The 15,734-nt window shown below is 69.3% G+C and carries 16 protein-coding genes; 5 read left to right on the plus strand and 11 right to left on the minus strand.

Translation table 11 applies throughout. The features are described 5' to 3' along the window. The first annotated feature begins 7 nt into the window (after nt 1-7). Nucleotides 8-553: an anti-apoptotic protein gene (locus tag OCQ_RS18735; protein ID WP_036459391.1), complete on the plus strand. Its 546-nt coding sequence runs from the start codon at nt 8-10 to the stop codon at nt 551-553. Here the strand turns inward: OCQ_RS18735 and OCQ_RS18740 are convergent. Beyond that, nucleotides 550-1,287 (minus strand): acyltransferase, encoded by a 738-nt coding sequence (locus OCQ_RS18740; RefSeq protein WP_008259129.1) that lies wholly within the window; start codon nt 1,285-1,287, stop codon nt 550-552. The genes OCQ_RS18735 and OCQ_RS18740 overlap by 4 nt on opposite strands. An 82-nt stretch (nt 1,288-1,369) precedes the next feature. Here OCQ_RS18740 and OCQ_RS18745 point away from each other — a divergent pair, with 82 nt between their 5' ends. Both OCQ_RS18745 and OCQ_RS18750 read left to right on the plus strand, forming a co-directional pair. Continuing rightward, on the plus strand, nt 1,370-2,704 hold the full coding sequence (locus tag OCQ_RS18745) for an outer membrane protein assembly factor BamB family protein (RefSeq protein WP_014385506.1): 1,335 nt from the start codon (nt 1,370-1,372) through the stop codon (nt 2,702-2,704). A gap of 18 nt (nt 2,705-2,722) precedes the next feature. Continuing rightward, nucleotides 2,723-3,109 carry a DUF6264 family protein gene (locus OCQ_RS18750; RefSeq protein ID WP_014380767.1) on the plus strand — a complete coding sequence of 129 codons (387 nt, stop codon included), beginning with the start codon at nt 2,723-2,725 and terminating at the stop codon, nt 3,107-3,109. Nucleotides 3,110-3,116: 7 nt separating this feature from the next. Here OCQ_RS18750 and OCQ_RS18755 read toward each other — a convergent pair whose 3' ends face one another. The 8 genes from OCQ_RS18755 to ctaD all read right to left on the minus strand — a co-directional run bounded on the left by OCQ_RS18755 (nt 3,117) and on the right by ctaD (nt 11,531). Beyond that, entirely contained in the window at nt 3,117-3,800 is a 684-nt protein-coding gene (locus OCQ_RS18755; protein WP_014380768.1) for an esterase, read from the minus strand. Between the two features lie 74 nt (nt 3,801-3,874). Continuing rightward, nucleotides 3,875-5,113 (minus strand): THUMP-like domain-containing protein, encoded by a 1,239-nt coding sequence (locus tag OCQ_RS18760; protein ID WP_179960106.1) that lies wholly within the window; start codon nt 5,111-5,113, stop codon nt 3,875-3,877. Then, nucleotides 5,071-6,042: a class I SAM-dependent methyltransferase gene (locus OCQ_RS18765; RefSeq protein ID WP_008259148.1), complete on the minus strand. Its 972-nt coding sequence runs from the start codon at nt 6,040-6,042 to the stop codon at nt 5,071-5,073. Before OCQ_RS18765 ends, OCQ_RS18760 begins: the two co-directional genes overlap by 43 nt. Nucleotides 6,043-6,052: 10 nt before the next feature. After that, on the minus strand, nt 6,053-6,817 hold the full coding sequence (locus OCQ_RS18770) for an enoyl-CoA hydratase (RefSeq protein ID WP_051019792.1): 765 nt from the start codon (nt 6,815-6,817) through the stop codon (nt 6,053-6,055). Continuing rightward, on the minus strand, nt 6,814-7,644 hold the full coding sequence (locus OCQ_RS18775; protein ID WP_014385509.1) for an NUDIX hydrolase: 831 nt from the start codon (nt 7,642-7,644) through the stop codon (nt 6,814-6,816). The genes OCQ_RS18770 and OCQ_RS18775 overlap by 4 nt, the downstream gene beginning before the upstream one ends. Then, complete coding sequence (locus OCQ_RS18780) at nt 7,641-8,501, minus strand: ABC transporter ATP-binding protein (protein ID WP_029385157.1); 861 nt, start codon at nt 8,499-8,501, stop codon at nt 7,641-7,643. Before OCQ_RS18780 ends, OCQ_RS18775 begins: the two co-directional genes overlap by 4 nt. A 24-nt stretch (nt 8,502-8,525) precedes the next feature. Then, nucleotides 8,526-9,761, minus strand: a complete 1,236-nt coding sequence (gene serB / locus OCQ_RS18785; protein ID WP_008259156.1) for a phosphoserine phosphatase SerB — start codon at nt 9,759-9,761, stop codon at nt 8,526-8,528. A 24-nt stretch (nt 9,762-9,785) separates the two neighbouring features. Further along, on the minus strand, nt 9,786-11,531 hold the full coding sequence (gene ctaD / locus OCQ_RS18790; RefSeq protein ID WP_008259158.1) for an aa3-type cytochrome oxidase subunit I: 1,746 nt from the start codon (nt 11,529-11,531) through the stop codon (nt 9,786-9,788). A 344-nt stretch (nt 11,532-11,875) separates the two neighbouring features. Here ctaD and OCQ_RS18795 point away from each other — a divergent pair, with 344 nt between their 5' ends. Both OCQ_RS18795 and OCQ_RS18800 read left to right on the plus strand, forming a co-directional pair. Beyond that, nucleotides 11,876-12,934, plus strand: coding sequence for an iron-siderophore ABC transporter substrate-binding protein (locus OCQ_RS18795; protein WP_014385511.1), 1,059 nt, complete (start codon nt 11,876-11,878; stop codon nt 12,932-12,934). A 101-nt stretch (nt 12,935-13,035) separates the two neighbouring features. Then, entirely contained in the window at nt 13,036-14,076 is a 1,041-nt protein-coding gene (locus OCQ_RS18800; protein ID WP_014385512.1) for an NAD(P)-dependent alcohol dehydrogenase, read from the plus strand. Nucleotides 14,077-14,080: 4 nt separating this feature from the next. On the opposite strand, the gene OCQ_RS18805 is transcribed toward OCQ_RS18800, so the two are convergent. Both OCQ_RS18805 and nrdF read right to left on the minus strand, forming a co-directional pair. Then, nucleotides 14,081-14,431 carry a DUF3349 domain-containing protein gene (locus OCQ_RS18805; protein ID WP_014385513.1) on the minus strand — a complete coding sequence of 117 codons (351 nt, stop codon included), beginning with the start codon at nt 14,429-14,431 and terminating at the stop codon, nt 14,081-14,083. Between the two features lie 143 nt (nt 14,432-14,574). Next, the gene (gene nrdF, locus OCQ_RS18810) at nt 14,575-15,549 is read right to left on the minus strand and encodes a class 1b ribonucleoside-diphosphate reductase subunit beta (RefSeq protein ID WP_009954743.1); all 975 of its coding nucleotides are present in this window, start codon (nt 15,547-15,549) and stop codon (nt 14,575-14,577) included. Nucleotides 15,550-15,734: the final 185 nt, after the last annotated feature.

Raw genomic sequence — 15,734 nt, forward strand, 5'->3', positions numbered from 1 at the left:
GGCGACAATAACCGTCATCCGTGCGCTGCCGGTTTCGTGCGCTGCCGCCGGCCTCATCACCGCCGTCGCGGGCTGTTCCTGCTCGATCGGTTCGTCGCACGCGGTGAGCAGGAGCGAGGTCGCCGGCCAGATCTCCGCGAAGATGACCGACGCCGCGGGCAACAAGCCCGAGTCGGTGAACTGCCCGAACGACCTGCCAGCAACCCTCGGCGCGCAGATGACCTGCGAAATGAAGGTCAAGAACCGGCCGTTCGGCGTCAACGTCACGGTCACCAGCGTCGAGGGCGGCGACGTCAAGTTCGACATGGTGGAGATGGTCGGCAAGGAGCAGGTCGCCGCCGCGATCAGCACCCAGCTCGGCCAGCGGGTGGGCAGAAAGCCGGACTCGGTGACCTGCCCCGACAATCTGAGAGGCGTTGCGGGCGCGACACTTCGGTGTCAGCTCACCGACCACGGCCAGAAATACGGTGTGCTGGTGACCGTCACGAACGTCGCCGCGGGCGACGTCAACTTCCATTTCAAGGTCGACGACCGGCCGCAACCGGACAGCTAGCGGGAGGCCTTTTTCCGTTCGATGTCGGCCAGGGCGGCGGCGAGTTCGGCACGCTGCGCGGCCGAGCTCTCCCAGGCGAGCTGGCGGTTCTTGACCACCTTGGCCGGCGCGCCCACCGCGATCGAGTAGTCCGGAATCACCCCGCGCACCACCGCATGCGATCCCAGCACGCAACCGCGCCCGACCGACGTGCCCCGCAGCACCGACACCTTGACCCCCACCCAGGTGTCCGGGCCGATCCGCACCGGGGACTTGACGATGCCCTGGTCCTTGATGGGCATGTCGATGTTGTCCATGCGGTGGTCGAAATCGCAGACGTAGCACCAGTCGGCCATCAGGACCGAATCGCCGAGCTCGATGTCGAGGTAGGCGTTGATGACGTTGTCGCGGCCCAGCACCACCTTGTCGCCGAACCGCAGCGAACCCTCGTGCGCGCGGATGGTGTTCTTGTCACCGATGTGGACCCAGCGCCCGATCTCGAGCTGCGCGAGCTCGGGCGTGGCATGGATTTCCACACCCTTGCCGAGAAAGACCATGCCGCGGGTGATGATGTGCGGGTTGGCCAGCTTGAACTTCAGTAACCGCCAGTAGCGCACCAGGTACCACGGGGTGTATGCGCGGTTGCGCAGCACCCACTTCAGCGAGGCCAGCGTGAGGAACCTGGCCTGGCGCGGGTCGCGCAGGTTCGATCCACGCCAGCGGCGATGGACCGGGGCGCCCCACATGCTCGTCATGGCCGGAAAGCCTAGTCGAGAGCCCAAGCGATACCCTCACGTGTACTCGACCGCCGCACCTGCGCACGCCCTGGGGAAGGACTTGGAAACCGACGTGCTTGCCCGACACCTCGTCAGTGGGCTTCGGCGTTGCTCATCCGCGCTGCTGGCGGCGGCGCTCGTGGCCGGGGTCGGCGGCTGCGGCACCACCGACTCGTGGGTGGACGCATCGGCCGCACAAGGCTGGCCGGCGCAATACGCCGACGCCGCCAACAGCAGCTACACCCCCACCGGCGGGGCCACCAAGCTGTCGTTGCAGTGGACCCGGTCGGTCAAGGGGAGCCTGGCCGCCGGACCGGCGCTGAGCGGGCGGGGCTATCTGGCACTGAACGCCCAGACCTCCGCGGGTTGTTCGCTGATGGAGTGGGAGAACAACCACAACGGACGCCAGCGCTGGTGTGTGCGGTTGTTCCAGGGCGGCGGCTTCGGCGGGCCGCTGCTCGACGGCTTCGACAACCTCTACGTCGGCCAGCCCGGCGCCTTCCTGTCGTTCCCGGTGACGCAGTGGACGCGCTGGCGCCAGCCGGTCATCGGCATGCCCACGACGCCGCGGTTCCTCGGTAGCGGCGAGTTACTCGTCGCCACGCACCTGGGGCAGGTGCTGGTTTTCGACTCACATCGCGGCCAGGTGGTGAGCAGCCCGCTCGATCTGGTGGACGGCATCGATCCCACCGATGCGACGCGCGGGCTCGCCGACTGCGCGCCGGCGCGCCAGGGCTGCCCGGTGGCGGCGGCCCCCGCCTTCTCGGCCGCCAACGGGATGGCGGTGCTCGGCGTCTGGCAGCCGGGGGCACCGGCCGCTGTGCTGGTGGGCCTGAAGTACCACCCCGGGCAGACGCCGCTGCTGACCAAGGAGTGGACCAGCGACGCCGTGGGCGCCGGCGCCATCGCCAGCCCGGTGCTCTCGGCCGACGGGTCGACCGTCTACGTCAACGGCCGCGACGAACGCCTGTGGGCGCTGCGCACAGCGGACGCGAAGGTGAAGTGGTCGGCGCCGCTGGGATTTCTGGCGCAGACTCCCCCGGCGATCACCCCGCAGGGGCTGATCGTGTCCGGTGGCGGGCCCGACACGCGGCTCGTCGCGTTCAAGGACGCCGGCGATCACGCCGACCAGGTGTGGCGCCGCGACGACGCCGTCCCCCTGTCGTCGTCGAGCCTCGCGGGCGCCGGGGTCGGCTACACGGTGGTCGGCGGACCGCCCGCCAACGGCGCCCCCGGGATGTCGGTGCTGGTCTTCGATCCCGGTGACGGCCACACGCTGAACAGTTATCCGCTGCCGGCGGCCACCGGGTATCCGCTCGGGGTTGCGGTCGGCACCGACCGGCGGGTGGTGGCCGCCACCAGCGACGGCCAGGTCTACGGTTTCGCGCCGGCCTGACCGGGACATACTCCTTAAGTGCCGATCGACGACCCCACAGCGCAGGACGCCGCGACCACCACGGCGGAGGGCCGGCGCGCAAGCACCGCCGACATCGTGGCGACGCTCGTCCTGCTGGTCATCCATGGCGGCCTCTACGGGGCGACCTTTGTGGTCCTGGGCCTGCTGGTGATGAGCACCGACCCGTGCAGCTATCAGAAGTGCGGCGATCCCGCCTGGATCGACCGGGCCATGAACCTGGGCACCTGGGGCGGGGCCGCCCTCTTGGTCGCCGACGTCGTGGTCGCCGTGTACCTGCTGGTGCGCGGGAGGAGGGCCTTCTTCGTCCCGATCATCGGTTGCCTCGCCCAGGTGGCGCTGGCGGCGCTGGCCGTGGCGATGGAATTGCGGGCCGGGCCGGTCTGAGCCGTGGTCAGATTGCCAGCGGCGGGATCGCGTTGCGCGGCACCTGGGCCTGGGCGGGCCCCCCGAACGCCGGCAGCATCTCGCCCGGGGCGAAGTAGAAGATCAGCTGATCGTCGGTGATGGCGAAATTCTGATAGTGCGACGGATCATGGCCCGTCGACGGCAAAATCGCGGCGCCCAAAGGGGTTTGACGTTCCAGGTCGCGCTGCACGATCGGGAAGATGGCGTCCAGCGGCGTCGTCCCCGGCGGGAACAGGGTGTCGAAGGTGATGGGCTGCTTCGTCCCGAGGTTGTAGTTGAACGCCTTGTACCAGATCGACGACCGCGTTCCCCCGACGTCCTGGAAGAACTTGAGCACCACGCTGCGGGTGTTGTGCGGCGGCTGACCGGCGCTGTGCTGGTCGGTGGTGGCCTCCAGCTGGTACGGCTGGTCGCGCCCCCCGGAACTCTGCGCGACGTTGACGAAGCCGTCCCGGTTTTGGGTGATGTAGTCGGTCAGCGCCTGTTGATCCGGGTAGTCGGTGGGAAACGTCATGGTGAGCATGTAGTTGGGGCCGGTGGCGTGCACGCGGCACATCTGGCCGGCCTCGACGCTGCCGCCGAGGCTCGCGCACGACGGCGGCTCGGCGGCGGCCGGCCAGCCCAACAACACCGCCGTTGCGAGCAGCGCAGCGGCTATCAGATAACGCATCGTGGAATTGTCCTCGCAAACTAGCCAGGGCGGGGGTGCGACCGGAAAAGTAACCGCCGCCAGCGTACCCGGCGCTACCGGGACGCCCGGCAAACGAACGCCGTCGCGCGCCCCGAGGTTCCCGACCCGATCCGGGTGATGACCGTCGACAGCGGCCGGCGGCCCCGCAGCCGCATCCGTTTGCGCAGCGCGTCGGGGTCGACCCGCACCCCGCGGACCAATACCTCCAGCGACCCGCAGTCCAGCGCCGAGAGCGCCTGCCGCAGCCGTCGTTCGTCGAAGACCAGCCGCTCGATCACCTCGAAGCCCCGCACCCCGGCCGGCAGCCGATCACCCGAGAGGTAGGCGATGTCGGGATCGAGCTGCCACAGCCCGTGCCGCGCGCCGTAGTGGCGCACCAGCCCGGCCCGGACCACGGCGCCGTCCGGGTCGACGATCCACCGCCCGACTGGGCGCACGCCGCAGTCGTCGGGGTCGGCGTCGGTGACCTGTTCGCCGCGGTCGAGGACGCTCGCCCGCCGGGTGACGCCGGGCCGCGCCAATCCCGACGACCACAGGCAGGCTTCCCGAACCGAGCCGCGATAGGACGTCACCTCGATCTCTCCGTCGAAGCCCAGCCGCCGCACCTCGTCGAAATCGATTCCCGGAGCGCACTTTACGACAAAATCCCGGCCTCGATACGCCTCCAGCAACGCGGCCAGGCCGGGCTGATAGTCGTCGATGCGCAGGCGCCGCCGACCCTCGGCGCGGCGCGCCGGATCGACGACGAGCACGGCATCGCGGGTCACCGGGTGCAGCGCGTCGGCGCGGCAGAGCCCCGCCGCCCCCACGTTGTGGCGGGCCATGGCCAGCCGCACGGCGTCGACGTCGCTGCCCACCGTCGTGATCCCGCGGCCGCGCAGCGCGGCCAGCTCGGTGCCGATCGAACACGTCGCGTCGTGCACGACGGCGTCCGGGGCGGCCTCGGCCAGCCGCCCGGCCCGGTGCACCGCCACCGGCGCGGCGGTGGCTTGCTGCAGCGCCTCGTCGGTGAACAGCCAGTCCGACACGGCGCACCCCAGCCCGCTCAGTTTCTCCGCGGCGCGGCGGCGCAACAGGACCGTCTCCACCAGCACCGCCGCCCGCTCACCGAAGCGGGCGCGGGTCGCGGCGACGTCGGCGACCCGGGTGGCGTCCGTCAGCTCGAGTTCGGCGACGGCCGCCAGCGCCGCGGCGCCGGCTTGCGACCGCAGGTAGCCGACGTCGTCGGCGCTGAACCGCAGCCCACCGCTCAGGAGGGTTTGACCCCGGTCACCATCACGTTGTAGAACCAGCCCTTCGGCACCACGCGCCGCCACACATTGGCATCCGCCCAGCTCAGGGCCTTCCAGCCGTTGAACGCGAATTTCGCCCAGCCCCAGCCGAGCCGCCCGGCCGGCACCGACGCCTCGAAGGTGCGCACCGGCCAGCCGAACATCGCGGCGGTGAACTCCTCGCTGACGGTCCGCACCTCGGTCGCGCCGGCGTTGGCGGCCATCCGCTCGAGGTCACCGGGCGTGAAGGTGTGCAGGTCGACGATGGCCTCCAGCGCCGCGGCGCGGGAGGATTCGTCGAGCTCGGCCTGCGGGCGCCGCCAGCTGCCCAGGCCCGGCAGCTTGGTGACGTTGGTGGCGATCCGCCAGGTCAGCGTGGACAGCTCGCGGGCGTAGACGTCGCCGGCGCTGGTCGGTTCGCCGGCGAAGACGAACCGCCCGCCCGGGCGCAGCACCCGGATCACCTCGCGCAGCGAAAGCTCGACATCGGGAATGTGGTGCAGCACGGCGTGCCCGACGACCAAATCGAAGGTGTTGTCCTCATACGGGATGCCCTCGGCGTCGGCCACCCGGCCGTCGATGTCCAGGCCCAGGGACTGCCCGTTGCGGGTGGCGACCTTGACCATGCCCGGCGACAGGTCGGTCACCGACCCGCGGCGAGCGACCCCGGACTGGATCAGATTCAGCAGGAAAAACCCTGTGCCGCAGCCCAATTCGAGGGCCCGGTCGTAGGGCAACTCCCGCAGCACCGCGTCGGGCACGATGGCGTCGAAACGGCCCCGCGCGTAGTCGATGCAGCGCTGGTCATAGGAGATCGACCACTTCTCGTCGTAGGTTTCGGCCTCCCAGTCGTGATAGAGCACCTGGGCCAGCTTGCTGTCGTGCCGGGCGGCCTCCACCTGCTCGGCGGTGGCGTGGGGCGTCGGAACGGCGTCGGTCGAACTCGTCATGCAGGGCAGCCTAACGGCCGCCGGGATCCGCCCGATCGCCACCGCCCTGACCAGCGGAAAACACCTCCGCGTAGCGGCGGCGTTCGGCGGCGAGCCGCTCGGCGCGCTCCAGGTCGAACACGTCGTTGATCCCGGCCTTGGCGGCGGCCAGCGCGTGCCGGGGGCCGTCGAGGAAACGGCGCGCCCATCGTGCGGCGGCGTCGTAGACGTCGTCGGGCGCCACCATCTCGTCGATGAGGCCCAGCGCCAGGGCTTCCTCGGCGTCGAAGAATCGCCCGCTGAACACCAGTTCCTTGGCCTTGCTCACCCCGGCGGCCCGGGTCAGGCGGGCCATCGCGTCGCCGCCGGGCACCAGGCCGGCCAGGATTTCGGTCGCGCCGAACTTCACGTTGTCCCCGCTGATGCGCCAATCGGCGGCCAGCGCCAGCGTGAGCCCCGCGCCCAGCGCGTATCCGGTGATCGCGGCCACGGTCGGCTTGGGGATGGCCGCCACCGCGTCGATGGCCTCCTGCCGGACTCGGGCGGCGGTCTCGGCTTCGGCGCCCCGCAGCGTCCGCAGTTCGGGCATGTCGTCGCCGGCCGAGAAGATCTCGTGGCCGCCGAACAGGATCACGACGGCGACGTCGTCCCGGCGACCCAGTTCCTCGGCCGCGGCGATGACCTCGCGGTAGACCTGGCGGGTCATCGCGTTCGTCGGTGGCCGCGACAGCAGCAGCATGGCCAGGCCGGCGTCCTGCGAGCCGTCGCTGACCACGACGCTGACGAACTCGCTCAATGCCGCCACCCCAGCCCGCCGGCTTCCCGCGCCTGGTGGTAGCGGTCGGAATCGAAGAACTCGAAAACCCAGTTGTCGCCCTGGATTTCGAGGTGCGGCTGCACCGGCACGATCTGGCGCTCCACGGCCAGCACCTCGGCGACGGTCCGCCCGGCCAGCGAGTCCAGCTGCGTCCAGGTCGGCGGCAGCAAAAAGCTGCGTCCGGCCGCGAAGTCCTCGATCGCCGCCTCCGGCGTCGTCCAGCCCGCCCTGTCGGATTCGGTGTTCTCGCCGTCGGCGCGCTGCCCCTTCGGCAGGGCGCCCACGAAGAAATAGGTGTCGTAGCGCCGCGTGCGCTCGGCCTCCGGGGTGACCCAGCGGGCCCACGGCCGCAACAGGTCCGAGCGCAGCTCCAGGTTCTCCCGCCGCAGGAAATCCGCGAACGACAACGTCCCGTCGGCCAGCGCCCGGCGGGCGTCGCCGTACACCGACGCGTCGCCAACGATACTGTCCGGCGCCGAACGGCCCCGGCCCGCCGGCCCCGCGAACAGCACCCCGGATTCCTCGAACGTCTCGCGGGCCGCGGCGCAGACCAGCGCCTCGGCCAGGTCGGGTTCGATGCCGAAGCGCTGCGCCCACCACTCCGGCGGCGGTCCGGCCCAGGCGATGTCGGCGTTGCGGTCGCGGTCGTCGACGCCGCCTCCGGGGAACACCATCGTCCCGGCGGCGAACTCCATCTTGGCGTGCCGCCGCATCAGGAAGACGCCCAGTCCCGGACCCGTGTCTCGGACCAGCATCACGGTCGCCGCCGGCCTGGGGACCAGCGGGGCTTCCTCGGGTGACGTCATAGTTGCCTCCGGTGGGCTGCGCGGGTGCGGACTCGCCGCGCGAAGTAGCGCCCGTCGACGACGTCGAGGGCGATCGCTTGGCCGAACGCGGTGGACAGATTCTCCGCGGTCAGCACGTCGGTGAGCAATCCCGCGGCCACCACCCGACCTTCCGCGAGCAGCATGCAGTGACTGAACCCGGGCGGGATCTCCTCGACGTGGTGCGTGACCAGCACCAGGGCGGGGGCGTCGGGGTCGGCGGCCAGGTCGGCCAGCCGCGCCACCAGCTCCTCGCGGCCGCCCAGGTCCAGGCCGGCGGCCGGTTCGTCGAGCAGCAGCAGTTCGGGGTCGGTCATCAGCGCGCGGGCGATCAGCACCCGCTTGCGCTCGCCCTCCGACAGTGTGCCGTAGGTGCGGTCCGCCAGATGCTCCGCGCCCAGGCTCTCCAGCATGTCGATCGCCCGGCGGTAGTCGACGTCTTCGTAGCGCTCGCGCCAGCGGCCCAGGACCGCGTAGCCGGCCGAGACCACGAGATCGCGCACCACCTCGTCGCCGGGGACGCGCTGCGCCAACGCCGAGGAACTGAGGCCGATGCGGGAACGCAACTCCGTCACGTCGATCCGGCCCAGCCGCTCACCGAGCACGAAAGCCACGCCGGACGAGGGATGTTCGGCGGCCGCGGCGATCCGCAGCAGCGAGGTTTTGCCCGCCCCGTTGGGCCCGACGATGACCCAGCGCTCGTCGAGTTCGACCGCCCAATCCAACGGCCCGACCAGGACGTTGCCGCCGCGCTGCAGCGCCACCTCGCGCAATTCGATCAGCAGATCGGGGTCGGCTGCCTCGCTTCCGTTTTCGGGCACCCGACCATGGTGCCGTATGCCCATCGGATCGACACAAGCAACCTACTCGGGCGGGATTTCCACCCGGCGGACCTCGCCGTCGATCGCGTCGGCCGCCTCGATCTCGCCGCGGGTGATGCCCAGCAGGAACAGCACCGTGTCCAGATACGGGTGGCTCAGCGACGCGTCGGCGACCTCGCGCAGCGCGGGCTTGGCGTTGAACGCGATCCCCAGCCCGGCGGCGGCCAGCATGTCGATGTCGTTGGCGCCGTCGCCCACGGCGACGGTCTGCGCCATCGGAACACCGGCGTGCTGCGCGAATTCCCTTAGCGCCGTTGCTTTTCCGGCCCGGTCAACGATGGGGCCGATCACGCGCCCGGTGAGGGTGCCGTCGACGATCTCGAGCTCGTTGGCCGCGACGTAGTCCAGCATCAGCTCCTCGGCCAGCGGCTCGATGATCCGGCGGAAGCCCCCGGAGACCACGCCGCACGCGTAACCCAGCCGCCGCAGGGTCCGCAGCGTGGTCCGCGCGCCCGGCATCAGCTCCAGCTGATCGGCGACCTCGTCGATCACCGTGGCGGGCAGGCCGGCCAGCGTCGCGACCCGCTGCTCGAGCGACTGCGCGAAGTCCAGCTCGCCGCGCATCGCGGCGTCGGTGATCGCGGCGACCTTGCCCTCGGCGCCCGCCTTGGCCGCCAGCATCTCGATGACCTCACCCTGCACCAGGGTGGAGTCCACGTCGAACACGATGAGCCGCTTGGCCCGCCGCTCCAGCGTGTAGTCCTCGACCGCGACGTCGACGTGCTCCTCGCTGGACACCCGGTTCAGGGCGGTCCGCAGCCGGCCGTCGGTCCCGGGCGGCACCGAGACACGCAACTCCAGCCCCGTCACCGGATAGTCGGAGACCCCGCGGATCAGGTCGATGTTGACGCCCAGCGCGGCCACCTCGCGGGCCACCGCGCCGAACGCGCCGGCGGTGATGGGCCGGCCCAGGACGAAGATGGTGTGCGTCGAGGGTTCCCGGATGATCGGCACGTCGTCGCTGCGCTCGATGCTGACGTCCAGGCCCACCTTGCGGATGGCCGACTCGACGTCGTGGCGAAGCTCGTCGCCGTCGGCGACGGCCGCCGGGCAGCACACCAGCACGCCGAGCGTCAGCCGGTGCCGGATCACCACCTGTTCGACGTTGAGCAGCTCGACCCCGTGCCGCGACAACGCCTCGAAAAGGGTCGCGGTCACACCCGGTTGGTCCACGCCGGTGACGGTGATCAGCACCGACACCTTGGGTGGTGAGTTCACTCGCGACAGCCGCCCGTCAGGCCATCAGCTGCGAACCTGGACGTCGTCCAGCCTGGTGACGTCCTTGTCCGCGGGCCCGTGCGCCCGGCCCACATGCGCCTCGGCGCGCAGCCGTTCCACCATGTGCGGGTAGTGCAACTCGAATGCCGGCCGCTCCGAACGGATTCGGGGCAGCTCGGTGAAGTTGTGCCGCGGCGGCGGGCAGCTGGTCGCCCACTCCAGGGAGTTGCCGTAGCCCCACGGGTCGTCGACCGTGACGACCTCGCCGTAGCGCCAGCTCTTGAAGACGTTCCAGACGAACGGGAACATCGACGCGCCCAGGATGAAGGCGCCCACGGTCGACGCGATGTTGTAGGGCTGGAAGCCGTCGCTGGGCAGGTAGTCGGCGTAGCGCCGCGGCATGCCGAGGTCGCCCAGCCAGTGCTGCACCAGGAAGGTGGTGTGGAACCCGATGAACGTCAACCAGAAGTGCAGCTTGCCCAGCCGCTCGTCGAGCAGGCGGCCGGTCATCTTCGGGAACCAGAAGTAGATGCCCGCATACGTCGCGAACACGATGGTGCCGAACAGCACGTAGTGGAAGTGGGCGACGACGAAGTAGCTGTCGGTGACGTGGAAGTCCAGCGGCGGGCTGGCCAGCATCACGCCGGTCAGGCCACCGAGCAGGAAGGTGAGCAGGAAGCCGACCGAGAACAGCATCGGTGTCTCAAAGGTCAACTGCCCCTTCCACATTGTGCCGATCCAGTTGAAGAACTTGATCCCGGTGGGCACCGCGATCAGGTACGTCATGAACGAGAAGAACGGCAGCAGAACGGCTCCGGTGGCGAACATGTGGTGCGCCCACACAGCTACCGACAAGGCCGCGATCGACAGCGTCGCGTACACCAGCGTGGTGTAGCCGAAGACCGGCTTGCGCGAGAACACCGGGATGATCTCGGTGACGATGCCGAAGAACGGCAGCGCGATGATGTAGACCTCGGGGTGGCCGAAGAACCAGAACAGGTGCTGCCACAACAGGACTCCGCCGTTGGACGCGTCGTAGATGTGGGCGCCCAGATGGCGGTCGGCGGCCAGTCCGAACAGCGCGGCGGTCAGGATCGGGAACGCGATCAGGATCAGGATCGAAGTCACCAGGATGTTCCAGGTGAAGATCGGCATCCGGAACATCGTCATCCCGGGCGCGCGCATGCACACCACGGTGGTGATCATGTTGACCGCCCCGAGGATGGTCCCCAGACCGGCGAGGATCAGCCCGGTGATCCACAGGTCTCCCCCGGCGCCGGGCGAGTGGACGGCGTCAGACAGCGGTGTGTAGGCGGTCCAGCCGAAGTCGGCGGCCCCACCCGGGACGATGAAGCCGGACGCGGCGATCAGCCCGCCGAACAAGAACAGCCAGTACGAGAAGGCGTTCAGCCGCGGGAACGCCACGTCGGGCGCCCCGATCTGCAGCGGCAGCACCAGGTTGGCGAAACCGAACACCACCGGGGTGGCGTAGAGCAGCAGCATGATCGTGCCGTGCATGGTGAACAGCTGATTGAACTGCTCGTTGGACAGGAACTGCAGCCCGGGAGCGGCCAACTCGGTGCGCATCAGCAACGCCATCAGCCCGCCTATGAAGAAGAAGGCGAAGCAGGTGACGGTGTACATCACGCCGATCAGCTTGTGATCGGTGGTCGTGATCAGTTTGTAGACGAGGTTCCCTTTGGGGCCCATGCGGTCCGGGTACGGACGAACGGCCTCGAGTTCTCCCAAGGGGGGCGCTTCGGCTGTCAACAGCTTCTCCAAACATCCGGATCGGACACTGGCCCAACATCACTATTGAGTCGAATCTTAGCCGTCGATGATGGCGACGTCAGGGCTGGTCCTACAAACTGTCGTAAATGGGTCTGCGGGGCGCCGCGTCCTTCGTCGCGGCGCCGGGAGGGGTCGATGGTGGCGACCCGCTTCGCCCGGCTCCGCCGCGCTCGCGATCGCCACGGGTCGATGGTGGCGACCCGCTTCGCCCGGCTCCGCCGCGCTCGCGATCGCCATGGGGGTCGGCGATGTTAGCGTCTGACGCGTGTCGTTCGGCGTGATCAGACCCCCCCGGTGGCCCCCGGGTTGCCGTCGCCGGCGCCGTGGCGGCCGCGGTCGTGCTGGCATGCGGCGGCTGCGGATCCCACCGGCCCGCCGCCACGCCCCCGGCCCGTTCGCTGGTCACCCCCACCACGCAGATCGCGGGGGCCGGGGTGCTCGGAAACGACCGCCGGCCCGACGATTCGTGCGCCCGCGAGGCCGCCGAGGCCGACGCGGGGGCCGCGAAGCGGCGCGTCCACAACGCCGCCGGCGTCGAGCCGGACGTGGTGCAGGTGCCCGCCGACCCGCAGCGCATCGTGGTGCTCTCCGGCGATCAGCTCGACGCGTTGTGCGCCCTGGGCCTGCAATCGCGGGTGGTCGCCGCCGCGCTGCCGGACGGCTCGCCGACCCAGCCCGCCTATCTCGGTGGCGCGGTGCACGGTGTGCCCGGCGCCGGCACGCGCTCCCACCCGGACGTGAAGGCGATCGAGGCGGCCCACCCGGATCTCATCCTGGGCTCCCAGGGGTTGACGCCCACCCTGTATCCGCAGCTGGCGGCGATCGCCCCGACGGTGTTCACCGGCGCGCCGGGCGCGGGGTGGGAGGACAACCTGCGCGCCGTCGGCGCCGCCACCGCGCGCGGCACCGCGATGGACGGGTTGCTCGGCGGGTTCGCGAAACGGGCGACCGACGTAGGCGCGCGCCACGACGCCTCCCACTTTCAGGCGTCGATCGTGCGGCTGACCACCGAGGCGATCCGGGTCTACGGCGCCAACAACTTCCCGGCCAGCGTGCTCGGCTCGGTCGGCGTCGACCGGCCGGCGACGCAGCGGTTCACCGACAAGCCCTACGTCGAGATCGGCGCCACCGACGCCGACCTCGCGAAGGATCCCGACCTGTCCATCGCCGACGCCGACGTGGTGTACCTGTCGTGCGCCACCCCGGCCGCCGCCGACCGTGCCGCCACGGTGCTCGACAGCGGCCCGTGGCGCAAGCTGTCGGCCAACCGCGACAACCGGGTCTATGTCGTCAACGACGAGATCTGGCAAACCGGCGAGGGGCTGATCGCGGCCCGCGGCATCGTCGACGACCTGCGCCTGGTGAACGCCCCCATCAACTGAGGCCGGGCCAGTCGAACGTGATGTTCGCCCCGATAGTTGGCGGAAGAACGTTACCCTAGCTAAAATTTTGGTCGAAGCCATCGGACCGAAGAGGAATATTCATGCGCACTGTTTCGGCATACGCCGCCACGTCGGCGACCGAACCGCTGACCAAGACCACCATCGAGCGGCGCGACCCGGGCCCGCGAGACGTGGCGATCGACATCAAATTCGCCGGCATCTGCCACTCCGACATCCACACCGCCAAGGGCGAATGGGGCACGCCGAATTACCCCGTGGTCGTGGGCCACGAGATCGCCGGCGTCGTGACCGAGGTCGGCGCCGAGGTCACCAAGTTCAAGGTGGGCGACCACGTCGGCGTGGGTTGCATGGTGAATTCCTGCGGCCGGTGCAGCAGCTGCGACGCCGGGCTCGAGCAGTACTGCAAGAACGGCGCGACCTTCACCTACAACTCGATCGACAAGGACGGCACGTCGACGCAGGGCGGGTACAGCCAGGCGGTCGTCGTCGACGAGAACTTCGTCTTGCGCATCCCCGACTCGCTGCCGCTGGACAAGGCGGCGCCGCTGCTGTGCGCGGGCATCACGCTGTTCTCGCCGCTGCGGCACTGGAAGGCCGGGCCGGGCACCCGGCTGGCGATCATCGGCCTGGGCGGCCTGGGGCACATGGGCGTCAAGCTGGGCGCGGCGATGGGCGCCGAGGTCACCGTGCTCTCGCAGTCGCTGAAGAAGATGGAAGACGGGCTGCGGCTGGGCGCCAAGCATTACTACGCCACCGCCGACCCCGAGACCTTCAAGAAGTTGCGCAGCAGCTTCGACCTGATGCTCAACACCGTCTCGGCGAACCTGAAGCTCAACGACTACCTGAGCCTGCTCGACGTCGACGGCACCCTCGTCGAACTGGGCATCCCCGAGCACCCCATGGAAGTCGGCGCGTTCCCGCTGGCGCTGGCACGCCGCAGCCTGTCCGGGTCGAACATCGGCGGGATCGCCGAGACCCAGGAAATGCTGGACTTCTGCGCCGAACACAACGTGACGCCCGAAATCGAGGTCATCGACCCCGACTACATCAACGAGGCGTACGAGCGCGTCCTGGCCAGCGACGTCCGCTACCGCTTCGTCATCGACATCTCGAAGCTGTAGCGGCTCAGGACGCCGTGTGCGGGGCCGGTTCGGCCTTGCCGTTGGCCGCGCCGGGATTTTCGGCCGCCTCGGGCGGGTTTGTGATGCCCGCCAGCGGCCAGCCCGCCGCGGCCAGCCGGGCGGCCACCCGCGCGATGTTCTCCGGGCCGGCGTCGTAGTGGGTCATGTCGGAGATGAAATCGGCGATCACGTCGCGGTTGATCTCCTCGCCCGGCCTGGTTTCCTCGTCTATCGCGTCGACGACTTCCTTGATCTGGTCCTCTGTCAGCGGGGTGCTGCGCAGCAGCTCCAACAGCGGTACACGGTCGGGTCCGGGAACGCCGTCGGGGTAGCCGCATTGCAGCCACTGGATCACTGAACGGAAGAAAGCGGCCGTAGAAGATGGGGTAATCGCCACGCCCACCAGTCTCCCGGCAACCCGGCCGGCGGCGCCACCGGGCCGCCGCGGGGTCGCCACAATTCACGCGGCGTTCACACACCGCTTGGCTGAATGCCCTGCTAGAAGTCCCAGTCCTCGTCCTCGGTGACGACGGCCTTGCCGATCACGTACGACGAGCCCGAGCCGGAGAAGAAGTCGTGGTTCTCGTCGGCGTTCGGTGAGAGCGCCGACAGTATCGCCGGGTTCACGTCAGTCTCGTCGCGCGGGAACAGCGCCTCGTAGCCGAGGTTCATCAGCGCCTTGTTGGCGTTGTAGCGCAGGAACTTCTTGACGTCCTCGGTGAGCCCGACCTCGTCGTAGAGGTCCTGGGTGTACTCCACCTCGTTGTCGTAGAGCTCGAAGAGCAACTCGTAGGTGTAGTCCTTGAGCTCCTGCTTGCGTGCGTCGTCGACCAGCGCCAGGCCGCGCTGGAATTTGTAGCCGATGTAGTAGCCGTGGACGGCCTCGTCGCGGATGATCAGCCGGATCATGTCGGCGGTGTTGGTCAGCTTGGCCCGGCTCGACCAGTACATCGGCAGGTAGAAGCCGGAGTAGAAGAGGAAGCTTTCCAGCAGCGTGGAGGCGACCTTGCGCTTGAGCGGTTCGTCGCCCTTGTAGTACTGCATGACGATCTCGGCCTTGCGCTGCAGGTTGGGGTTCTCCTCCGACCAGCGGAACGCGTCGTCGATCTCGGCCGTCGAGCACAGCGTGGAGAAGATGTTGCTGTAGCTGCGCGCGTGCACCGACTCCATGAAGGCGATGTTGGTGTAGACGGCCTCCTCGTGCGGGGTCAGCGCGTCGGGAATGAGGCTGACCGCCCCGACCGTGCCCTGGATGGTGTCCAGCAGCGTCAGGCCGGTGAACACCCGCATGGTCATCTGCTTTTCGTGGGCGGTCAGGGTGCCCCACGACGGCAGGTCGTTGGACACCGGCACCTTCTCGGGCAACCAGAAGTTGCCGGTGAGCCGGTCCCACACCTCCGCGTCTTTTTCGTCCTGCAGCCGGTTCCAGTTGATCGCCGAAACGCGGTCGATCAGCTTCATGTTTTCGGTCACCAGAACCCCGCTTCACACGCCGTTTTGCCTGAGGGACGTCAGGCTCCAGACACTACCCCTGGGGTACGACAACCGAGCGCAACACAAGAAGTTGTGTTTTGCGTGTCGCGGACGCCCGCGGGCCGCCGGATTTGCCTCTTCACTCCAGTATGCGCGCGCGGGCCGACGTTTCGTGGCCACAACCG

It is taken from the genome of Mycobacterium paraintracellulare, from assembly GCF_000276825.1.
Classification (GTDB): domain Bacteria; phylum Actinomycetota; class Actinomycetes; order Mycobacteriales; family Mycobacteriaceae; genus Mycobacterium; species Mycobacterium intracellulare.

Coding starts and splice junctions, on each gene's coding strand:
- OCQ_RS18740 (WP_008259129.1), bottom strand. CDS start 1,287: ATGACGAGCATGTGGGGCGCCCCGGTCCATCGCCGCTGGCGTGGATCG.
- OCQ_RS18755 (WP_014380768.1), bottom strand. CDS start 3,800: ATGCGTTATCTGATAGCCGCTGCGCTGCTCGCAACGGCGGTGTTGTTG.
- OCQ_RS18765 (WP_008259148.1), bottom strand. CDS start 6,042: ATGACGAGTTCGACCGACGCCGTTCCGACGCCCCACGCCACCGCCGAG.
- OCQ_RS18775 (WP_014385509.1), bottom strand. CDS start 7,644: ATGACGTCACCCGAGGAAGCCCCGCTGGTCCCCAGGCCGGCGGCGACC.
- OCQ_RS18800 (WP_014385512.1), top strand. CDS start 13,036: ATGCGCACTGTTTCGGCATACGCCGCCACGTCGGCGACCGAACCGCTG.